This is a genomic window from Lentzea sp. DG1S-22, from assembly GCF_036321065.1.
GTDB classification, from domain to species: Bacteria; Actinomycetota; Actinomycetes; order Mycobacteriales; family Pseudonocardiaceae; genus Lentzea; species Lentzea jiangxiensis.
Window position 1 is genome coordinate 5373031 of record NZ_CP143276.1, and the last position, 16816, is coordinate 5389846.

Annotated in this window: 19 protein-coding genes and 1 tRNA gene; 10 read left to right on the forward strand and 10 right to left on the reverse strand. The window is 63.8% G+C overall.

Annotation, left to right across the window (positions count from 1 at the left end; all coding sequences use genetic code 11):
• Positions 1-8: 8 nt before the first annotated feature.
• Complete coding sequence (locus tag V1227_RS24895) at positions 9-845, reverse strand: hypothetical protein (protein WP_329787909.1); 837 nt, start codon at positions 843-845, stop codon at positions 9-11.
• 176 nt (positions 846-1021) lie between these two features.
• Here V1227_RS24895 and V1227_RS24900 point away from each other — a divergent pair.
• Positions 1022-1097: transfer RNA gene (locus tag V1227_RS24900), tRNA-Arg, on the forward strand.
• A 136-nt stretch (positions 1098-1233) separates the two neighbouring features.
• A complete protein-coding gene (locus tag V1227_RS24905) occupies positions 1234-2808 on the forward strand; it encodes a tyrosine-type recombinase/integrase (RefSeq protein ID WP_329787910.1) in 1575 nt (524 codons plus the stop codon).
• On the opposite strand, the gene V1227_RS24910 is transcribed toward V1227_RS24905, so the two are convergent.
• A complete protein-coding gene (locus V1227_RS24910) occupies positions 2783-3946 on the reverse strand; it encodes a hypothetical protein (protein WP_329787911.1) in 1164 nt (387 codons plus the stop codon). The two genes, V1227_RS24905 and V1227_RS24910, sit on opposite strands and share 26 nt — an antisense overlap.
• Before the next feature lie 174 nt (positions 3947-4120).
• Between V1227_RS24910 and V1227_RS24915 the strand changes: the two genes are divergently transcribed.
• The 4 genes from V1227_RS24915 to V1227_RS24930 all read left to right on the forward strand — a co-directional run bounded on the left by V1227_RS24915 (position 4121) and on the right by V1227_RS24930 (position 5975).
• A complete protein-coding gene (locus tag V1227_RS24915) occupies positions 4121-4432 on the forward strand; it encodes a hypothetical protein (RefSeq protein ID WP_329787912.1) in 312 nt (103 codons plus the stop codon).
• Positions 4429-4716 carry a hypothetical protein gene (locus V1227_RS24920; protein WP_329787913.1) on the forward strand — a complete coding sequence of 96 codons (288 nt, stop codon included), beginning with the start codon at positions 4429-4431 and terminating at the stop codon, positions 4714-4716. The genes V1227_RS24915 and V1227_RS24920 overlap by 4 nt, the downstream gene beginning before the upstream one ends.
• Positions 4717-4836: 120 nt before the next feature.
• Entirely contained in the window at positions 4837-5691 is an 855-nt protein-coding gene (locus tag V1227_RS24925; protein WP_329787914.1) for a helix-turn-helix domain-containing protein, read from the forward strand.
• 95 nt (positions 5692-5786) lie between these two features.
• Positions 5787-5975, forward strand: coding sequence for a hypothetical protein (locus V1227_RS24930; protein WP_329787915.1), 189 nt, complete (start codon positions 5787-5789; stop codon positions 5973-5975).
• 198 nt (positions 5976-6173) lie between these two features.
• Here the strand turns inward: V1227_RS24930 and V1227_RS24935 are convergent, their stop codons facing one another.
• Genes V1227_RS24935 through V1227_RS24955 form a run of 5 tightly spaced genes read right to left on the reverse strand, consistent with a single transcriptional unit; the run spans position 6174 to position 10150 of the window.
• Positions 6174-8339 carry an FtsK/SpoIIIE domain-containing protein gene (locus V1227_RS24935; RefSeq protein ID WP_329787916.1) on the reverse strand — a complete coding sequence of 722 codons (2166 nt, stop codon included), beginning with the start codon at positions 8337-8339 and terminating at the stop codon, positions 6174-6176.
• Complete coding sequence (locus tag V1227_RS24940; RefSeq protein ID WP_329787917.1) at positions 8336-9190, reverse strand: hypothetical protein; 855 nt, start codon at positions 9188-9190, stop codon at positions 8336-8338. Before V1227_RS24940 ends, V1227_RS24935 begins: the two co-directional genes overlap by 4 nt.
• Positions 9187-9516, reverse strand: coding sequence for a hypothetical protein (locus V1227_RS24945; RefSeq protein ID WP_442916359.1), 330 nt, complete (start codon positions 9514-9516; stop codon positions 9187-9189). The genes V1227_RS24940 and V1227_RS24945 overlap by 4 nt, the downstream gene beginning before the upstream one ends.
• Positions 9513-9872: a WhiB family transcriptional regulator gene (locus V1227_RS24950; protein ID WP_329787918.1), complete on the reverse strand. Its 360-nt coding sequence runs from the start codon at positions 9870-9872 to the stop codon at positions 9513-9515. Before V1227_RS24950 ends, V1227_RS24945 begins: the two co-directional genes overlap by 4 nt.
• Positions 9869-10150, reverse strand: coding sequence for a helix-turn-helix domain-containing protein (locus V1227_RS24955; RefSeq protein WP_329787919.1), 282 nt, complete (start codon positions 10148-10150; stop codon positions 9869-9871). The genes V1227_RS24950 and V1227_RS24955 overlap by 4 nt, the downstream gene beginning before the upstream one ends.
• Positions 10151-10303: 153 nt before the next feature.
• Between V1227_RS24955 and V1227_RS24960 the strand changes: the two genes are divergently transcribed.
• Positions 10304-10672 carry a helix-turn-helix domain-containing protein gene (locus V1227_RS24960; RefSeq protein WP_329787920.1) on the forward strand — a complete coding sequence of 123 codons (369 nt, stop codon included), beginning with the start codon at positions 10304-10306 and terminating at the stop codon, positions 10670-10672.
• A 289-nt stretch (positions 10673-10961) separates the two neighbouring features.
• Complete coding sequence (locus tag V1227_RS24965) at positions 10962-11993, forward strand: tetratricopeptide repeat protein (protein WP_329787921.1); 1032 nt, start codon at positions 10962-10964, stop codon at positions 11991-11993.
• Here V1227_RS24965 and V1227_RS24970 read toward each other — a convergent pair.
• On the reverse strand, positions 11958-12533 hold the full coding sequence (locus tag V1227_RS24970; protein WP_329787922.1) for an NUDIX hydrolase: 576 nt from the start codon (positions 12531-12533) through the stop codon (positions 11958-11960). The genes V1227_RS24965 and V1227_RS24970 overlap by 36 nt on opposite strands.
• A gap of 190 nt (positions 12534-12723) precedes the next feature.
• Between V1227_RS24970 and V1227_RS24975 the strand changes: the two genes are divergently transcribed.
• Complete coding sequence (locus tag V1227_RS24975) at positions 12724-14496, forward strand: DUF6119 family protein (protein WP_329787923.1); 1773 nt, start codon at positions 12724-12726, stop codon at positions 14494-14496.
• Between the two features lie 301 nt (positions 14497-14797).
• Here V1227_RS24975 and V1227_RS24980 read toward each other — a convergent pair whose 3' ends face one another.
• Entirely contained in the window at positions 14798-15280 is a 483-nt protein-coding gene (locus tag V1227_RS24980; RefSeq protein WP_329787924.1) for a hypothetical protein, read from the reverse strand.
• Positions 15281-15353: 73 nt separating this feature from the next.
• A complete protein-coding gene (locus tag V1227_RS24985) occupies positions 15354-15875 on the reverse strand; it encodes a GNAT family N-acetyltransferase (RefSeq protein WP_329787925.1) in 522 nt (173 codons plus the stop codon).
• Between V1227_RS24985 and V1227_RS24990 the strand changes: the two genes are divergently transcribed.
• A complete protein-coding gene (locus tag V1227_RS24990; protein ID WP_329787926.1) occupies positions 15865-16806 on the forward strand; it encodes a nucleoside hydrolase in 942 nt (313 codons plus the stop codon). The two genes, V1227_RS24985 and V1227_RS24990, sit on opposite strands and share 11 nt — an antisense overlap.
• Positions 16807-16816: the final 10 nt, after the last annotated feature.

Below are 16816 nucleotides of genomic sequence, written 5' to 3' on the forward strand. Positions count from 1 at the left end.
CACCGAGCCTAGACGTGTCCGTTCCGGTGCGGTTCGCCCGCGGGCAACCCGACCTGATCAGCGAACTCCGCGGCCACCCGAGCACCCCCGTAGACGCTCAGCGCCTTGGCCAGGTGCAGCCTCAGGTCCTTGCGGTGCACGTCCTCGAGCTCCGGCATGGCCCGCTCGACGCTGCTCACCAACGACTCGGCCCAGTGCGTGGCCGGCTCCCGCTGCGCGATCTTCACGAGCTCGGCGAGGTGGTCGGCCAACTTGACCGCCTCCTGCACCTGGTACCCGTTGCGCTGCAACCACCAGATCGTCGCGGTGCCGACGTCCGTCAGGACCTCGTCGCGCAGGTACCGGATCTCAGCGCGTTCCACATCCCGCTCGGCCAGCTTGAACGTCGAGTTCCTCAACAGCTCGATGTGCTTTCGAGCCATCTCCAGGTCCTCGTCCCCCACCGTGACCTTCACCTGCTCGGCCCGGGCCCACACGTGCGTACCGGGCACCTGCCGTTCGGTGGCGAGCTCGTCCCCCAACTGCACCTGCAGCGCGGCGTGGTGCACCAGCATCGCCTTGCCGCTGATCTCCTTCGCCCGCTGCAGGACGTGGTGGATGGCAGCGCTCTTCGGCGAGTTGTGCCGCAACCCGGTCGCCAGGTCGAGCCGCCAGACCACGGTCAACCGGAGCTGGAAGTCCAACCCGTACACGGCACTGGCCAACGGCGTCTCGAACTCCTGCTGATGGCTGCTGGCCGGCGGCACGAAGGTGATGTCGTCAACGCGCCGGGGCACCCGCCGGCGCCACCAAGCCTTGAGGGCACCGAGCGGGCCAGGACGGAAGTCGGGCCAAGGTCTGCTCACGCAACCCTCCCTACCTGACGTTTCTACTCGAAAGAAGGTGGCCTGCCTCACTTCCCTCCAACGGCCGCAGCTCCCTCCTCAGGGTGTTCACGGTGCGTGAGGAACCGGCCCGTCGTGCCGTAGCCGGGGGGCGCTGGTCAACTCGGTGGCGGTACCCCGCTAGACTGCTGTCGCCAGCCCTAGTAGCTCAGGGGATAGAGCATCGGTTTCCTAAACCGTGTGTCGCAGGTTCGAATCCTGCCTGGGGCACCACCTTTCGCCGGGTGAAACTAAGGGCTCTGACCAGTGAAAACAGGTCGGAGCCCTTGGTCTTTAGCCGGGACTGAAGTCGATCTACGTCCTCGTTCGTGGTGCCGCGCGTGGTGCGGACCGGGCGTACGGTCGCACCATGACCAAGCGCAAGGCGGGTCCCAAGGACCGCGAGCGCGGGCGGATCGAGGTCCTGCCGAGCGGCTCGCTGAGGGTGGTCGTCTACGCGGGAGTCGACCCGCTGACCGGTCGCCGGAACTACCGGAACGAGACGATCCCGAAAGACACGCCGAACCTCTGGGACGAAGCCGAGAAGGCCAAGACAAGAATTCTCAACGAGATCGACGAACAGCGCAGCCCGCGCACCAAAGCGAATGTGAACACCCTCCTCGATCACTACTTGAAGAACCTCGACGTCAAGCGGAACACCCGCAAGGGTTACGAGGGGTATATCAACAACCACATCCGCCCGCTGATTGGCGATCTGCCGGTAGCGAAGCTGGACGGCGAAGTCATCGACTCGCTTTACACGACCCTCCGCACGTGCCGCGCTCACTGTGGAGGCCGGAAGTTCATCGAGCACAAAACCGAGAAAGATCATGACTGCGGGAAGCTCAACTGCCAGCCGCACAAGTGCAAGGGACTGGAGAAGAACTCCGTTCGTCAAGTTCACTTCTGTCTGAGCGGCGCGCTTGACTGCGCGCTTCGCTGGGGCTGGATCAAGGTCAATCCTCTCGCCCAGGCGAAACCGCCGAAGCCGGTCAAGCCGAATCCGAAGCCGCCCACGCCCGAACAGGCGGCAGCGATCGTCAACGAGGCTTTCAAGGATCTTCCGTGGGGAATGTTCGTGTGGCTCGCGATGACGACCGGCGCACGACGCGGTGAGGTCTGCGCGCTACGGCTGGACCTTCTCGACTTGGACAACGCGGTGCTGTCCATTCAGACGGCTATCGCGCAGGACGGCACTGAAACCTGGGAACAGGACACCAAGACCCATCAACAGCGCCGCATCGCGCTCGATCCGGAAACTGTCGGTCTTCTCCGGACCTACCTCGAACAGCGCAAGGCCGAAGCGGAGATCGGCGGAGTCAAGCTCCAGAGGGACGGCCGTGTCTTCTCGCCATCTGCCGATCACAGCACCTGGCTCAAGCCGGACACCGTGACGCAGCGATACCGCCGCATGTGCGAACGACTCGGATGGAAGATGAACATCCACCAGTTGCGCCACTACTCTGCGACAGAATTGATCGCGGCAGGCGTGGACGTGCGCACCGTGGCCGGTCGTCTGGGACACAGCGGCGGAGGCGCTACCACTCTGCGCGTTTACTCGGCCTGGGTGTCGGAGGCAGACCAGCGGGCAGCCGGGAACATCGGCACCCGGATGCCCAAAGCACCGATCAAGGTTTCCGAGTCCGGCGCGGTGATGACGACTCTGGAACCGACAGCCGACAGCCCGTATCAGAGGATCTACACAGACCTTCGAGGCGCAATCACGTGCGGCGCGCTACGTCCCGGAGACCTGCTTCCCACCGTGGTCGAACTAAAGGGCCGTTACGGCGTGTCCGCTGGAACCGCCAATCGCGCTATCGCCGAACTGAAAGCTGACGGACTCGTTCACGCGAGCCGTGGCAAACGCGCCGTTGTGCTGGCTCCGGACGAAGAGCCGGACATTGCCGAAGTCGTGAGCCTTAGCCGGAAACGAGCAGCGAAGTAAGCCGCTTCCGCTGGCGCTGAGATCCGATCTGCGTAGCAAGTAGCCGCGCGCGCTCCGCGTGTGCGGCTACTTCGTTTTTCTCTCCGATAGCGGTGAAGACTTGGACCAAATCGACCCTGAGTGCGGTCTCGGCCCGCGTGAAAGTGGGGTCGAGTCGGCTAAGGACTTCAGACAGGGTCTCGACGGCCTCACGGGCACCGAGCCGAGCAAGCGCACTGCCGCGCCAACGCGCGAGGTGTGTTGAGTCGAACACCAGATACGGCGTGTCCGCCCCGTCGATCCTGGCAGGCATCGAACGCAGCGCCTCATCAAATGCGCGCATACAGGTCTCGGGTTCTCGGTTCGCCGCGCACGCTTCGCCATATCCCGCAGTGAGCCACGCGAAGAGCAGTTCGGGAACCTTGCCCCTGGCGGTCGTCAACGCATACTCCGTCAGATCGACGGCCGCCCGCACGTCGCCGATGTCGAGCAACACCACGGCCTGCCCGGCACACGCATACGCCTCAAGGGCGAGCGAACGCGCTTCGCGAGCTGCCATTCGAGCCGTGTTGTAGTGATCCCACGACTCGCTGACGAGTCCCTGATCAAGCGACTGCCAACCGGCGAGAGCGGAAGCGTCAACGAGCACTTCGGCAAGAGCGGTACGGATGGGCTGACTGAGCACGTCGCGCATCGCTCGTTCCATCTGCCCTATCTGCGAGCGAAGCTCGCCGAGCAAGGCGGACGCGCCCAACCGACGATCAATCACGCGCGTAATGTCGAGCTTCTGCCGGAGGAGATCGACGGTCTCCACGTCCAGGTTCCGCCCTGCGGCAATCCGGGCCTGCAATCCCAGGTCGTCATCGGTCACCACGGGAACGGCATCGGGCACGGGTGCGAGCAGCCGTTCGATCGGCACGCCGAGCATGTCTTCGAGCAGACGACGCGTTGACGACTGCGGAAGTCCAAGAGGCTTGCCATCGGCACGCCGGCCAGACGCGAACCGTTGAACGTGGCGCGCACTTATCGTCGCGCTCAGCCCGTGCTCGCGAGCGAAACGCTCAGCCTCTTGGCTGAACTCCTCCGCGGACTGCCTTCGCTGGCGCAGCAACTCGCCGAACAACGTCCGTGGCTGCCGTTCTCGCTCTCCTGAGTCCATCGGCTGACCTTCCGTCTCACTTGATGTCAGCGCCGATCAGTATAGGTCGCGAAATGTCGCCAGAGGTCGCATCCAGGTCGTTTACGCCCGATCTGTCGCCAGAGAAGCTGATATCTGCGATCAAGTTCCTGAGAAGGGCGGTGGACGGTCATGGTCTGGGATGCAACAGGAGTCGTGCTGTTCGTGGTGTGGCTGGTGCTGCCGCCCGCCTACGTGGTGCTTCTCGGTCGCCGATACGTCAGGGAGGCGCGGGCGGCTGCCGAGGAGGCCGCGAACGCCGCTCAGGAGGCCGCTTGGGCAAGCGCGGACGTTCAAGACGCACTTGACGACCTGGAGTCCGGACACGGCCCACAGCAAAGCGCTCCGGTCTCATTGCCGACCGCTCGCTCAGAGAGCACACAGGAGCTTCCTGCGATCGAGTTCCCGACGTCGATGGGCAAGCACAGACTTGACGAGGCACAGCTCGCGCGAAGGGTCGCATCGTGATCCCCGATGACAGCGACCTGATTGCCGAGTTCGGGAAGGTCTCCAGGCTCATGCCAGGTGTCCTGTTCGACTTCATCATGGGCACCCTGACACCGGAGCGACAGCACGAGTTCGGCGAGATCCTGATCATGCTCGGAGAGCTTCTGATTAAGAACGCCGAAGACCGCGAACAGCTGGGGCAGCCGACAACCGTTGAAGCTGCCGACAGCCCACCGCCACAGGTCGCCGGGACGGTCGAACCGTTGCCGCCCGTACGGGATCAACAGTCCTCGGGGACTGACTGAAGCCACCAGCTTCCGGGGCTCCGTCTCACTCCGTCAGAGGCTGGTCAGGGAGAGCCGACGCGGCACACGCCGCGTCGGCTTCTCGCATCGTCCACATCAAACCAGTGCGAGGAAGTTGGTATGCCGAAGCGGATCTCTACCGCGCGCGGCCGTGAGTTCGGCGCTGGCCTGCGAGCGGCGATCAAGGGCACCGGGTTGACCTCACGTGCGCTCGCCGACATCACGGGCTGGGATGAGGCCAAACTGTCGAACGTGGTGAACGGCAGAGGTGGCGCCACTCAGGTCGAGATCGCCGCGCTGTTGGGCGCTTGCCGGGTCAAATCGACCGAAGCCAGCCATCTGCTGGCGCTGTACCCGGAGACGCACATACGTGGCTGGTGGCAACAGCACGGCATGTACGCACCTGTCCAGGCCCGGACGATCGCCGAGAATCTGAGATTGGCCAAGGCTCTGACGAGTTGGCACACGCACATGGTGCCGCCGCTTCTTCAGACAGCGGACTACATCCGCGAGGCTCTACGTGCGTCCTCCACAACACCAGCCGACGAACTGCAAGAGCGAGTCATGGCGCAACTTGGGATGCAGGAGTCCCTTCGGCGCGGCGTGAGATGCACGTTCCTCATCCACGAGTTGGCATTGCACCTGCCGGTCGCTGGCGCCGAGGTGCACACCGGACAGTTGCTTCACCTTCTGCACATGGCGAGCCGACCGAACATCACCATCCGAATCGTCCCCACCGCCCACGGCGCGCACGCGGGATTGACCGGCCCCTTCACTCATCTGACCTTTGCGAAGCACGAGCCGCTGGTGATCACGGAGACCGAGAACTCCACTCTCTTTACCGAGGCAGCGGACGCGGTCAAGGGCTACGAGGAGGTCGTCCGCGCGCTCGGCGAGATCAGCCTGAGCGAAGCGGACTCCACGGAACTGGTGCTCCACCTGTGCGATGCCTCGCGAGACGCCGAGAGGCAGTGAGCGCGTCGCAGACGCGCTCACCCGACCCGTCTCCGCTGCACAGAAATGCCACCCCCAGACTGCGCGGATAGCACGCGATCAACGAGAATCGCCAGATGGCAGACGAGACTGAAGAGATCGACTGGAACGAGCTACGTGTCGGCGACATTCAGGTAGCCCCTGACGGGCGAACCCGTTCGGTCACCTCAGTGACCGAGGTTCCTGGGGGAACCAACTGGGTCAGCTTCGATGGCGACCCCTTGGTTGGCGACGGTGTGAAGGTAACCATCCGCGCTCGCGCATAGAACTTCTCTCGAAGCGTTGACGATGTGCCGCGCCCCTCCTGGAGCGCGGCACACGACCGTTTTAGGACTCCTGTGACGGGACTACCCGTCACACGTCACACCCGTCACGGTGGCCTGTTCCCGCTGCTAGATGGCCATTTTCGGCCCGTCACAGGATGTGTGACGGGGTGACGGGTAGCTGGGACGGGTTGTGACGGGTCAGCGGTCGTCATCGTCGATCACCTCGCCGTCGATCACGGCCGCTTCGCGGAGGCGTTCGACCGCCGCACGGATGTCTGGAACGGCGTAGCCGCGTACCTGCTTCACGCCGTCCTCTGTGGGCACCCTGTCCCGTGTCGAGCGACAACCGAGCTTGGCCATGTCGAGCCCGAACGTCGGCCCGACATCGAGCGCGGCCACGAGTTCAGCCGTAGGAACGAAGTCCCGACCGTCCTCACTGCTGATCTCGTCTGCGAGATAGTCCACAACGGATGCCAGCGGTTCGGGCAACTCGATCTCCTCGGCCCGCTCCGCTTCAGCGGGTGTCGGCGCGCTCCCGATGGCCTTCGCCACGGCCGCATGATCGAGCATCGGCTGTGCCTCCTGTCCTGCCGCGTGCCCGGTAAGCGTGCCTTCGGCCTCACGCAACGCCCGTCCTCGTTGACAGATCTCCCTCCAGTCCTCGTTGGGCATGTAGAACGTACGCACGGTCAGCGCAAGAACTTCGGCTCCAGCTTGGGTCTCCCCGTCTGGTCGCAGGATGCCCACGCCCTTGTGCGAGGGCAGTAGTCGGCTGGAGTCGTACCCGCGCGTGTTCATCTGCTCGCCAAGGATGATGTTGCTGTCCCGGTAGTCCATCACACGCAACGCGAAGCGCGAGCCGAGCACCGCCCGCAGCCGGGTCGGCAGGGTCTTGGCATCCGGTCGCTGCGTCGCGAGGACCAAGATCAGCCCTGCGGCCGGCGCCTTCTTCGCGAGCCACGTCAGCAACTCACCGATGTACTCACCCGCCGTGAGCTTCTTTCCCTGCACCTCAACGGGAGTGCGGTCCTCTAGCGGAATGTGAAGCTCATCCACGAACAGAGCCGTGATCGGCATGTCCAAGGACGGATCACGCGACATGTCCGGCGTCACCTTCGACTCCGGGCACGTTAGGTCGTCCAGTTCGCGCATCCTCCGGTAGCGCTGCTGCACGTCGGCGACCAGTTCCACGAGCCAATCCAGGAACGCCAACACGTGCTCGCTGTCGTCGCCGGACATGAACCGGTGCGCCACCTGCGCAACGGCGTCCCAATCCTTACCGGCCTTGAAATCCGCCACGAGCAGCCGAACGTGCGGGTCCATGATCAAGCCCGCGGCTGCCAACCGTTGCGCCATCGTCTTGCCCTGTCGGGGCAGAGCGCCGATCAGTACCGACGTCCACACCATCGGCAGGTCGATCAGGCGTCCGCGTGCGTCGGTGCCGAACGGCACCGGCCGCCACGCGTCCCACCGTTGCACCCCGAGCAGCGGTGTTCGGATGGGCGGCTTGGCATACGGATCCTCATCGGCTACCCACATGGCCACCCGTCCGGCGTGTCCGCCGTTGCCGCGTACGCGCTCCACACTGAGTTGGATCTCGTCCACCGCGAGCGCGGACGCGAGCGCTTCCCGGTTCTTGACGACATCGGCCGCCTTGCGGGTCGCGGGCAGATCGACGGTGACCGCCCACCCTTCACCTCTGCGCGTGGCTCGGTCGACCAGGCGCAGCGTCTCGTCCTTCCCGATCAACTTCGCGTCCCGGAAGGCGTCCACAAGGATCTGAGGGTCCATCGTCCACGTCAGCGTGCGCGGACCGGCAAGTACAGCCTTACGTCCAGGGCTGCCGTCTTTCCGGCGACCGAGGATCGCCAGCGCCACTGACGCAAAGCCGCCAGCGATCCACAACGCCCGATGCCCGTACACGAGATCGAGCACAGCGACCACGACCGCCATCGTGACCACCGATGCCCCGGTGACCTTCCAACGGAACAAGGCCAGCTCACGGATGTCGGTGAACTTGTCCGCCAGCTTCTCCGACTGTTCGGCAGCCTGCCGGTAGTCCCGCACGGTAACCCATGAACGCCACCATCTGACCGCGACCACCAAGCCACGCACGACCGCGCCCATGAACCGGATCGGTGAACGCAGCACCGCCGCTACGAGATCCTTCGCGGCCTGCGCCGTATGAACGCGATCCTTCGCCCACAACGGCACACGCGGTGAACGCCGCCACCAGATCACGACCCGCCGACGCCACGGCGTCCGCTCGACCGCCGGGACGTCGTTCACGAACTCGCCTTCGAACACGGCCCGCACCGGCAGGGAAGCGTCCACGTTGGCCAACTCTCGATCCTGCTCGGTCACCGCGGATCACCTCCGCTCGGTGTGGCCGCAGTCCGGAGTTCGGTAGCGAGGGTTGCGGCGAGCCGTGACGACAGGCCACGTGAGCAGCTGGTGACCTCACGTATCCATGCAGGACTGATCACGACCTCAGGTGTCCACGCTTCGCGAGCAGTCGCTAGGTAGTCATCGAACGTCACCCGTCGCTTGGCTCGACTCCTGTTGCGCTGCTTACGTTCCACGGCAGGACGCCCGGGAGTGGTCGTCTCCGGCGCACTTACCGACTCGACCGGTGCCGCGCGTCGCTGCGCTTCGGCGAACGCGGCCGTGACCGCCTCCGTCAGCTTGTCCCGAAGGTCCGTCACCGCCTCCGCAGCCACGAACACCACGAGGGGCGGAACCGAGTGCAGGACCACACCCGACACGGACCCTTCCGCCCATGAGTGCCAGGTGTTCATCACGTAGGTGGTTGCGAGCGTGAACCACTTCGCCCGACGCGTCCACGCACCCGTGCGCACCTGATACCGCGCGGTCACCTGCTCCGCGCGCAGAATCGCCAGCAACACCAGCGACACCGTGGGATCGAGCAGCCACGCCGCGAGCCACGGCAGCGACCATGCCGGCGTGCCCGCTGCCGCGAAGCTCTGAACGTTGGTCATCGTGAAGCCGAGGCCGAGCACGATCCCTGCCCAGCACAGCCGGTCGACCTCAGCACGGACGCGCTCGACACGTAGCGCTACCACGTCCGGATGCGTCGCATAGGCCCTCAGCTCTGCCGCCTCCGCAGCGTCAGCCGCGAGCCGCTGCGCTGCCGGGGCGGCGGGTGGCCGCCCGAAGGCGGCCACCCCTTCCCGAACCCTGGTGACAGCGTTCATCGCCGATCACCCTTACCGCGCGGGCTGTCGTACGACGTGATCGTGAGTGCACGAGTCAGCGTGTACGCGGCGAACAGTGCGGGCAGACCCAACACCACGAGCAACAACACGGTGTCGCCCCGGTGCGTGATCACCACCCACTGAAATCCGACGATGACGCCAGCCATCATCAGCACCCGCCCGGTCAGTGAGAGCAACCGAGCACCCGTTCGCGCTGCGTTCGCAGCGGCCTTCGCCCTACGGGCACTGGCTCGCCAGATCCACAGCAGCACCACGGCCACACCCAGAACGGCGAGCAGTTGCGTTGGTGTCACGTTGATCGTCACGATTGCTGCCCTCCGTCCTGGTCCTCGTTCATCGACTTACGGCGGGCACGCCACACCCGGTAGAGCGCACGGCGGTCCTCTCCTGTCAGTCCGCCGCACACGCCGAACTGGTACTCACCAGCAAGGCGCAGCTCCCACTCAAGGCAGAGCCGCCGCACCGGGCACGGCTCGCACAGACAAGCCGCCAACTCCCGATCGGTGATCTCCTCGCCCTGCCATTCCGGTTGTTTCTCGTTCGACCACAACCACATGCACGTGCCGTCACGCGTGACGATCTCCATCAGCACCGCGTCGGGCACCTTGGCGTAGCGGTCGAGCTCGGCCGCGATCACCTCGTAGTAGTTCTCCGGGTTCACCACGCACCCCCGGACTTCCGCTCGAACTCACGGGCGGACCGGCGCTCGGCGGTCATCCGGGCAACGTCCACGACGCTTCCGGACTCCGACGCCTGTCGAACGATCTCCTCGACGGCGCGAGAAGGGATCACGTAGCGAGTGCGCAGCCGCACGGCCGGGAACGCGTCCTCGCGGATCGCCCTGTAGATCGTCGCCACGTCCACGCGCAGAATGCGGGCGGCTTCAGCGACTGTGTAGAAGATCGGCGGGACGTTTCCCGCCGCGCCTGACATAGACATCAGCGAAGTACCTTTCGAAGGACTGATTTCTTCTCCGATGACGCTGACATCGGCGTTGATTAGTGCTGATTTACCGCCGATGTCAGCGCTAACCCCGTTTCAGGGCAAGACCGCGCGCTAACGTCGGCGCTGAGGCGGAGCACGGAGGCGTACGTGGCAGAGGATTGGTCGGCAGTCGCGGAGGCAATGAACGCCCGCGCGGCAGAGCTGGCTTTGAAGCAGAAGGAAATTGCGGAGAGATCCGGCGTATCGCTCGCGATCGTTCGCGAGATTCAGCAGGGAAAGATCCAGCGGCGACGCAATCCACGAACGCTTGAAGCGCTGTCGATCGCACTCGACTGGCACCCCCAGCACCTGATTTCGGTGCTGCACGGGAAGACGCCGCCTGAGCCGCCGACCCTTACCGCTGACGATCCGCTTGTTCCGCTGCTCAACACGATCATTCGAGAACTGCGCGGCCTTCGCGCTCAAGTCGGAACGCTCGCTAACCGCCTCGACGATGGGAACCGTCGAAAGGACTAGCTTGCGTTCTCTTGTTGCTTTCGGTGTCGCTGTCATGTGAACAGCAGACATCCGGAGAGGGGGTCCAAATAATTGTCAGCGGCTATCACGCTGCGTGTTAGGACGAGTTAGGTCCGCAGGTCACAACCGTTGGGGAGCGGGAGACGTGGCGACAAGAAAGCGCGGTGACCAGCCTCGATCGAGGCTGCAAGGGGTCCGCCTGGAGCTAGGCCACACGCAGGCGCAAGTGGTTAGGTTCTTCTTGACACGAGGACCACAGATCGGTGCTCCCCACGCGACGGAGCAATCAATGCTCATCATGATGTCGCGTTGGGAGAACGGCCACGTAGAGGTGACCGATCACAGCTATCGACGGTTGTTCCGAGAGTTCTACGGACGAACCAACGAAGAGCTTGGGTTTCCCCCTGAGGTCGAGAACCAAAGCGCTGAAGAGCTGCGCGAACGGCTGATCGTCGCACGTAGCATCGACCGCGGAACACTCGACATGTTCCAGCGCCAAGTCAACGATCTGCGTCGCTCTGACCACAAATTCGGCGCGGTCGTGGTCCTGGACCAGCTCAACACCCTTGTGCGTCAGATTGAGGACTATCGCACGTTCAGTGTGAGTTCGCGTCACCGCGAACGGCTCGCCGCGATCCTCACCGATGCGCGCACGCTCGCCGGTTGGACTGCCCTTGATAGAGGCTCACAGCTTCAGGCATGGCAGTACCACGAGGATGCGAAAGTCTCTGCACGAGAAGCTGATTCACCTCACCTGCTCGCGCACGCTGCCGCCCAGCAAGCGGTGATCCTGCTCGACATCGGGCAGCCGGCCGAAGCTGTCGAACTACTGGAGTACGCGCGATACGTCGCGGAGAACCGCGCGCCGTCGCTGCTTCGATCGTGGCTCGCCGCAGCACACGGCGAAGGGCTTTCCGCCAACGGCCAGCGGGACGCAGCGCTACGCGCGTTCGATGACGCAAGTTCTTTGCTGCCAACGAATCCCGTCGATCCCGAGATGCCTTTCCTGCTTCTCAACTCAGGACAGCTCGCACGGTGGCGCGGCAGCTCGCTCTTGCGGTTGGGCGACCAGGACGCCATCAACCAACTCGAAGCAGCCGTTCGAGATCTCGCCGCGCCCGGACTCAACGCTGTACGCGGTCAGACCAACCTGTACGTCGATCTCGCCTTCGCGTACGCCGCTGCTGGCGACAGCCGGGGAGCACTCGACTACGCGCGCAAGGCACGACAGCTTGCGTCCCGCATCAAGTCCGATCGCCAGCAACGGCGGCTCGCGAACCTAGAGCTACCGGTCCCCCGAGGACGTTCCGACAGCACGTGAAGCGAGGTAGTACAGAAGAGGCACGATCGCCCCAGAGCCCAGAACCTCGCCACGCCGTACGAGGTCTAGGACGCGATCAACGGGAATCCACTCGATCCGTGCGGCTTCCTCACCATCAGTCGGTTCGCCGACCTTCTCGGCCGCGCGCCAGAGATACGCATCAACGGGTGCATCGATGATGCCGGGCAACGGCTGGAAAGTGCCGATGTGCTCAGGTTTACCGATCGGCCGCCATCCCGTTTCCTCCTCAGCTTCTCGCGCTGCGGTGCGCTCAGGCTCCTCGCCTTCTTCAACAAGCCCACCGATAAGTTCATATCCCCACTGATCAACAGCAAACCTGTAGCGCCATAGCGTGAGTACTTCTTCGTGTTCATTCACCAACAACGCGACCGCCACATGATCGAGCTTCACAACGTGATGCTCGAACCGGCTGCCGTCAGGCGGTTGCACTTCAACAAGCTTGAGCTTCACCCATCTATTATCATATACAGTCCGCTCTCCGTAGACCTTCCACTTCAGTTCCTCCGGGTACTCCGTCACACGCGAATCCTAATGCATCTCGACTACCAGCGACAGTTGCAGTAAGCCTAGCTGCAGTAAATCGCCTGACGACTTTCGTCGCCGTTAGCATCCCTGATGATGTTCGTCCGATCGGGCGAACAATTCCAAGCGACGAAACGCAAGCAACCACACGTGCGATACAAGAGCAATAATCCTGGGAGGGATCGAGATGGCACGGCAAGCAGCAGACACCAACAAAACCTCCTTGTATCGCGTCAACCTAACCGCGAAACAGAAAGAGATCGAGGCCATACAGGAGAAGTATCTACAAAAAGGGTTCGAAACAAAACATCTCTCGATTGATGGACACGACGCCCTGCTGGTGTACGGCAGCATAACGAACGAACAGCCAGACTGGGCGAAGCACGTAAACTCACTAAGCGATTTTCTCCCTCCCGTCGGAAATAACACATCAGCAGGCGTGCTCATAATACGACTCGACGAGCACCACGAATTTTGCTACGCCCTCAGCTGGGGCATGGGGCATATCACCCTGGAACAGAAGTACATAGACACCGGATTCGGGCTTCGATTTGCACTTCGCCGTGCAGACGCCGATCAGATCAGTGCGCTTACGACGCACGCGCTTGATACGCTACCGAAAACTGCACGCATGTCAGTCATGGGCGGAACATCGCTGAGATCATACGGCCTTGAAGAGATCGGCGAAGTCATCAGCAGACTGGTGGGGCGAATTCCAGCCGACGGCCTTTCGAGCGAAAAAATACCTACAACCACCCCTACGCGGCGGAAGGTCAAGCCACCAGCGAAGAAATTCATCACAGTTAAGGGCGCAGACTCTCTGGGCATTCCACTTGCAAAGAAGGCATCTGCACTATTGGACGATCTACGATTCATTCATATGGTCGTAGAGACGGAGAAGCCGGCCGAAGGACTTGAGCACCTCGAAAACACCCATCCCCTCCAGCCCAAGAACCCCAAGACGAAGGAGCTAAACGCAAAGCTCTCCGAGCTCCTGCAGGCGGGCACAAGTCGACTAGCACTATGTTGGCCTTCCGAGTGGGACGACGAGGTAGGCGATATCTCCAACTTCGAAATTAGCGGATTCGGACGGAAGTGGGACACTACGGTCGACGAGCTTGAACTAAGCGACCTCGTCGATCCACTGGCAGCCACTGCTCCCGAAAACCGATTGCAGAGACTGAAGTCTGCACGCGTACAAGGCATCAATAGCGGATCGGCCGCATCGCGTGCGATATCCGGAGACCGGTGGATCACCTTCGAGACCGAGCTCAATGACGAACGCTTCGTCTTCCACCGTGGCCGATGGTACAACGTCGGCGGCGCCTATTTGGAACTGCTCAGGGATCGAGTGGACCGCATCCTTTCCAAAAAGAGTCCTGAGAGCCTGCCTCCGTGGCCGCAAATGAAGAAAACCCGAAAGCGGACAGGCGAAGAGTACATCGGTTCTGCTACCGAAGGTGTCTACAACGATCATGTTGTGACACAGACTGACGGATACTACTCGCTCGACCGCAAGCTGATTTATACCCAACAGCATCCTCGCGGGTTCGAGGCATGCGACATTTTGACGCCGAACAACGCGCTTGTTCACGTCAAGCGTCTAGACGACTCAGTCTCAGCTAGCCACCTTTTCAACCAAGCGATCGTTTCGGCAGAGGCGCTTCGTCGCCAGGTCGATGCACTTGAGAAGTTCCGCGAGCGAGTAAGAAATGTCAGTAATGGCTCTCGCGACCTTCCTGCAGATTTCCGCGTCAAAGAGGTCGTGCTCGCCTTTACAGGTGGTGCAGCTGAGGCAGGAAGCTTGTTCACCTTCTCACAGGTGACGCTCACTAGATGTGCGCAGCGGCTTGAGGAGCTGGAAATCTCGCTGACCGTGATTGAGATCCCCGAATCGGACGAACTCATCACACCTCCTCCAGCACCGCCCGCGACGAGAAGGCGAAGATCAACCAGATAGCTTGCACCTGTCGCTGTCGGCGTGGTCGCGGCTGAGACTCCGTGGTGCGGGTCGTGGTGCGAACTGTGGCCGAACCGAGACCAAGCGGCGCATGGTGCGATCGTTCGTGACGGCAAACCCGCAGGTAGACCGGCATTCGCGGCCCGAAAAGCACATTCCTAAACCGTGTGTCGCAGGTTCGAATCCTGCCTGGGGCACCACCTTTCGCCGGGTGAAATCAAGCTCTGACCAGCGGCAACGCGGTCGGAGCTTGATCTTTTCGCCCCAAAGCCGCTCACCCAGAACGCAGCGCCGAACGGCGTCAGCCGCCAGAGCGCACGAAACGGATGTAAGGCTCGTAGGCCGAGAGATCGCGACCGGGCTCATAGGTGCTGAGGTAGTAGTAGTCGGCCACGATGTTCGCCTGCTGCTCGGTGTTGAAGTCCGTGAAGGTCTTGCCGCGCAGGCCTTCGACGCCGCCGTAGTCGTAGAGGCTCTTCTTGAAGAAGCCTGCGATGGCGGTGGGCAGGAGGCTGAGGACGCCGCGCCCGCGCTGGTACTGGTAGGCGTGGGTCAGCTCGTGGACCAGCCAGCGTTCGTAGCGGGCCTGGTGTTGCGGGGTGGTCAGGACTCCCCTGGGGAACGTGACCAGGCGCGGGAGGGTGCGGGCCACGCCGAAGCTGCCGAGGACGCCGCCTTCGGCGAGGGTCAGGGCGCTGATGTCGAGGGCGTCGCCGAACACCTCGCGGGCTATCGAGGCCTCGCGGGACTCCAGGTTGCGGCGGAAGACCGGTCGGAACACCACGGCTGCTCCCTGTGTGCGCATCGGGATGCCGATGGTAGGCAGGAAGCGGGTGCCCACGAGCAGCGGAGCGAGATCAGGTCACCTGGCCGGTGAGGCGGTAGCGGATCTCCTTCAGCTCCTTGCCGTCCATGGTCTCGAACTTCTCGTGGCCGTCGGCGCGGAAGCCGAGGCGCTCGTAGAACCGGCGGGCGCGCGGGTTCTCGGCGAACACCCACAGCACGACGTCTTCGTGGCCGGCGAGGGCGGTCCTGGCCAGTTCGCGGGCCAGGCCGGTGCCCTGGGCGGAGGGCAGTACGTAGATCGCGTACAGCTGGGAGGTGGCGTCGGGTTCGCTGGACGGGCCCACGCAGATGAAGCCGGCCACGGTGTCGTCGAGCAGGCCCACCCACACGCCGCCGCGGGGGATCGCGCGCTCCCACATCGACGTGCGGGCTTCTGTGGAGAGGTTGTCGAGCTCCGAGTCCGGGACCAGGCCGCGGTAGGCGGACTGCCAGGTGCGGACGTGCACCGACGCGATGGCCGGAGCATCTGCCGGCACGGCTGGACGGACTGTCATGGCATCCCCCAATGGCATGATCGATCGCATGCGCATCATCGTCGACGCGGATCCCGGGATCGATGACGCCCTTGCTCTGTACTACCTGCGCGACCGGCCCGAGGTCGAAATAGCCGCCATCGGCACGGTGCACGGCAACGTTCCGGTGGAGCTGGCGACGGCCAACGCGTTGCGGCTCACCGAGCGCCTCGGTCTCGACGTGCCCGTGGCCACGGGGGCCGCGAAGCCGCTCGCGCAGCCGCTCATGACGGCCGAGGACGTGCACGGGGCGGACGGGCTCGGCGGGTACGCCGGTGACGAACCCACGACCAGCCCCACCGGGCAGAGCGCCGCCGAGCAGCTGGCGGACCTGGCGCGGCGGAACCCCGGTGAGCTGGGCCTGCTCGCGATCGGGCCGCTCACCAACGTCGCGCTGGCGCTGCAGATCGAGCCGCGGCTGCCGCGGCTGCTGGACAAGGTCGTGGTCATGGGTGGTGCGCTCAACGTGCCGGGCAACATCACCTCCCACGCCGAGGCCAACTTCTGGCACGACCCGGAGGCGGCGGACCTGGTCCTCGCCGCGGGCTTCGAGGACCTCACGATCGTCGGTCTCGACGTCACCATGCAGTGCCACGCTCCCGCCGAGTGGCTGGAGGCGCTGCCCGGCGACTGCTACCCGCGGCGGATCCTCGGGTTCTACGCCGACTTCTACGGCAGCTTCCTGGGCAAGCGGGGGTTCGTGCCGCACGACCCGCTCGCCGCCGCGGTCCTGGTCGAACCGGACCTCGCCACGTACCACGAGGACAGGTTCGCCATCGAGCTCACCGGGCGGTACACGCGCGGCAAGATCGTCGCCGACCAGCGGTTCCTCGCGCCGGACAGCCCTTTCGGCCGTGACATCGCCACCGAACGCACGAAGGCGAAGTACGCCGTCACCGCGCGGACCGACGTCTTCCTCGACCAGCTGAGGCGCGCTGTGACACAACCATGACGAACCGACG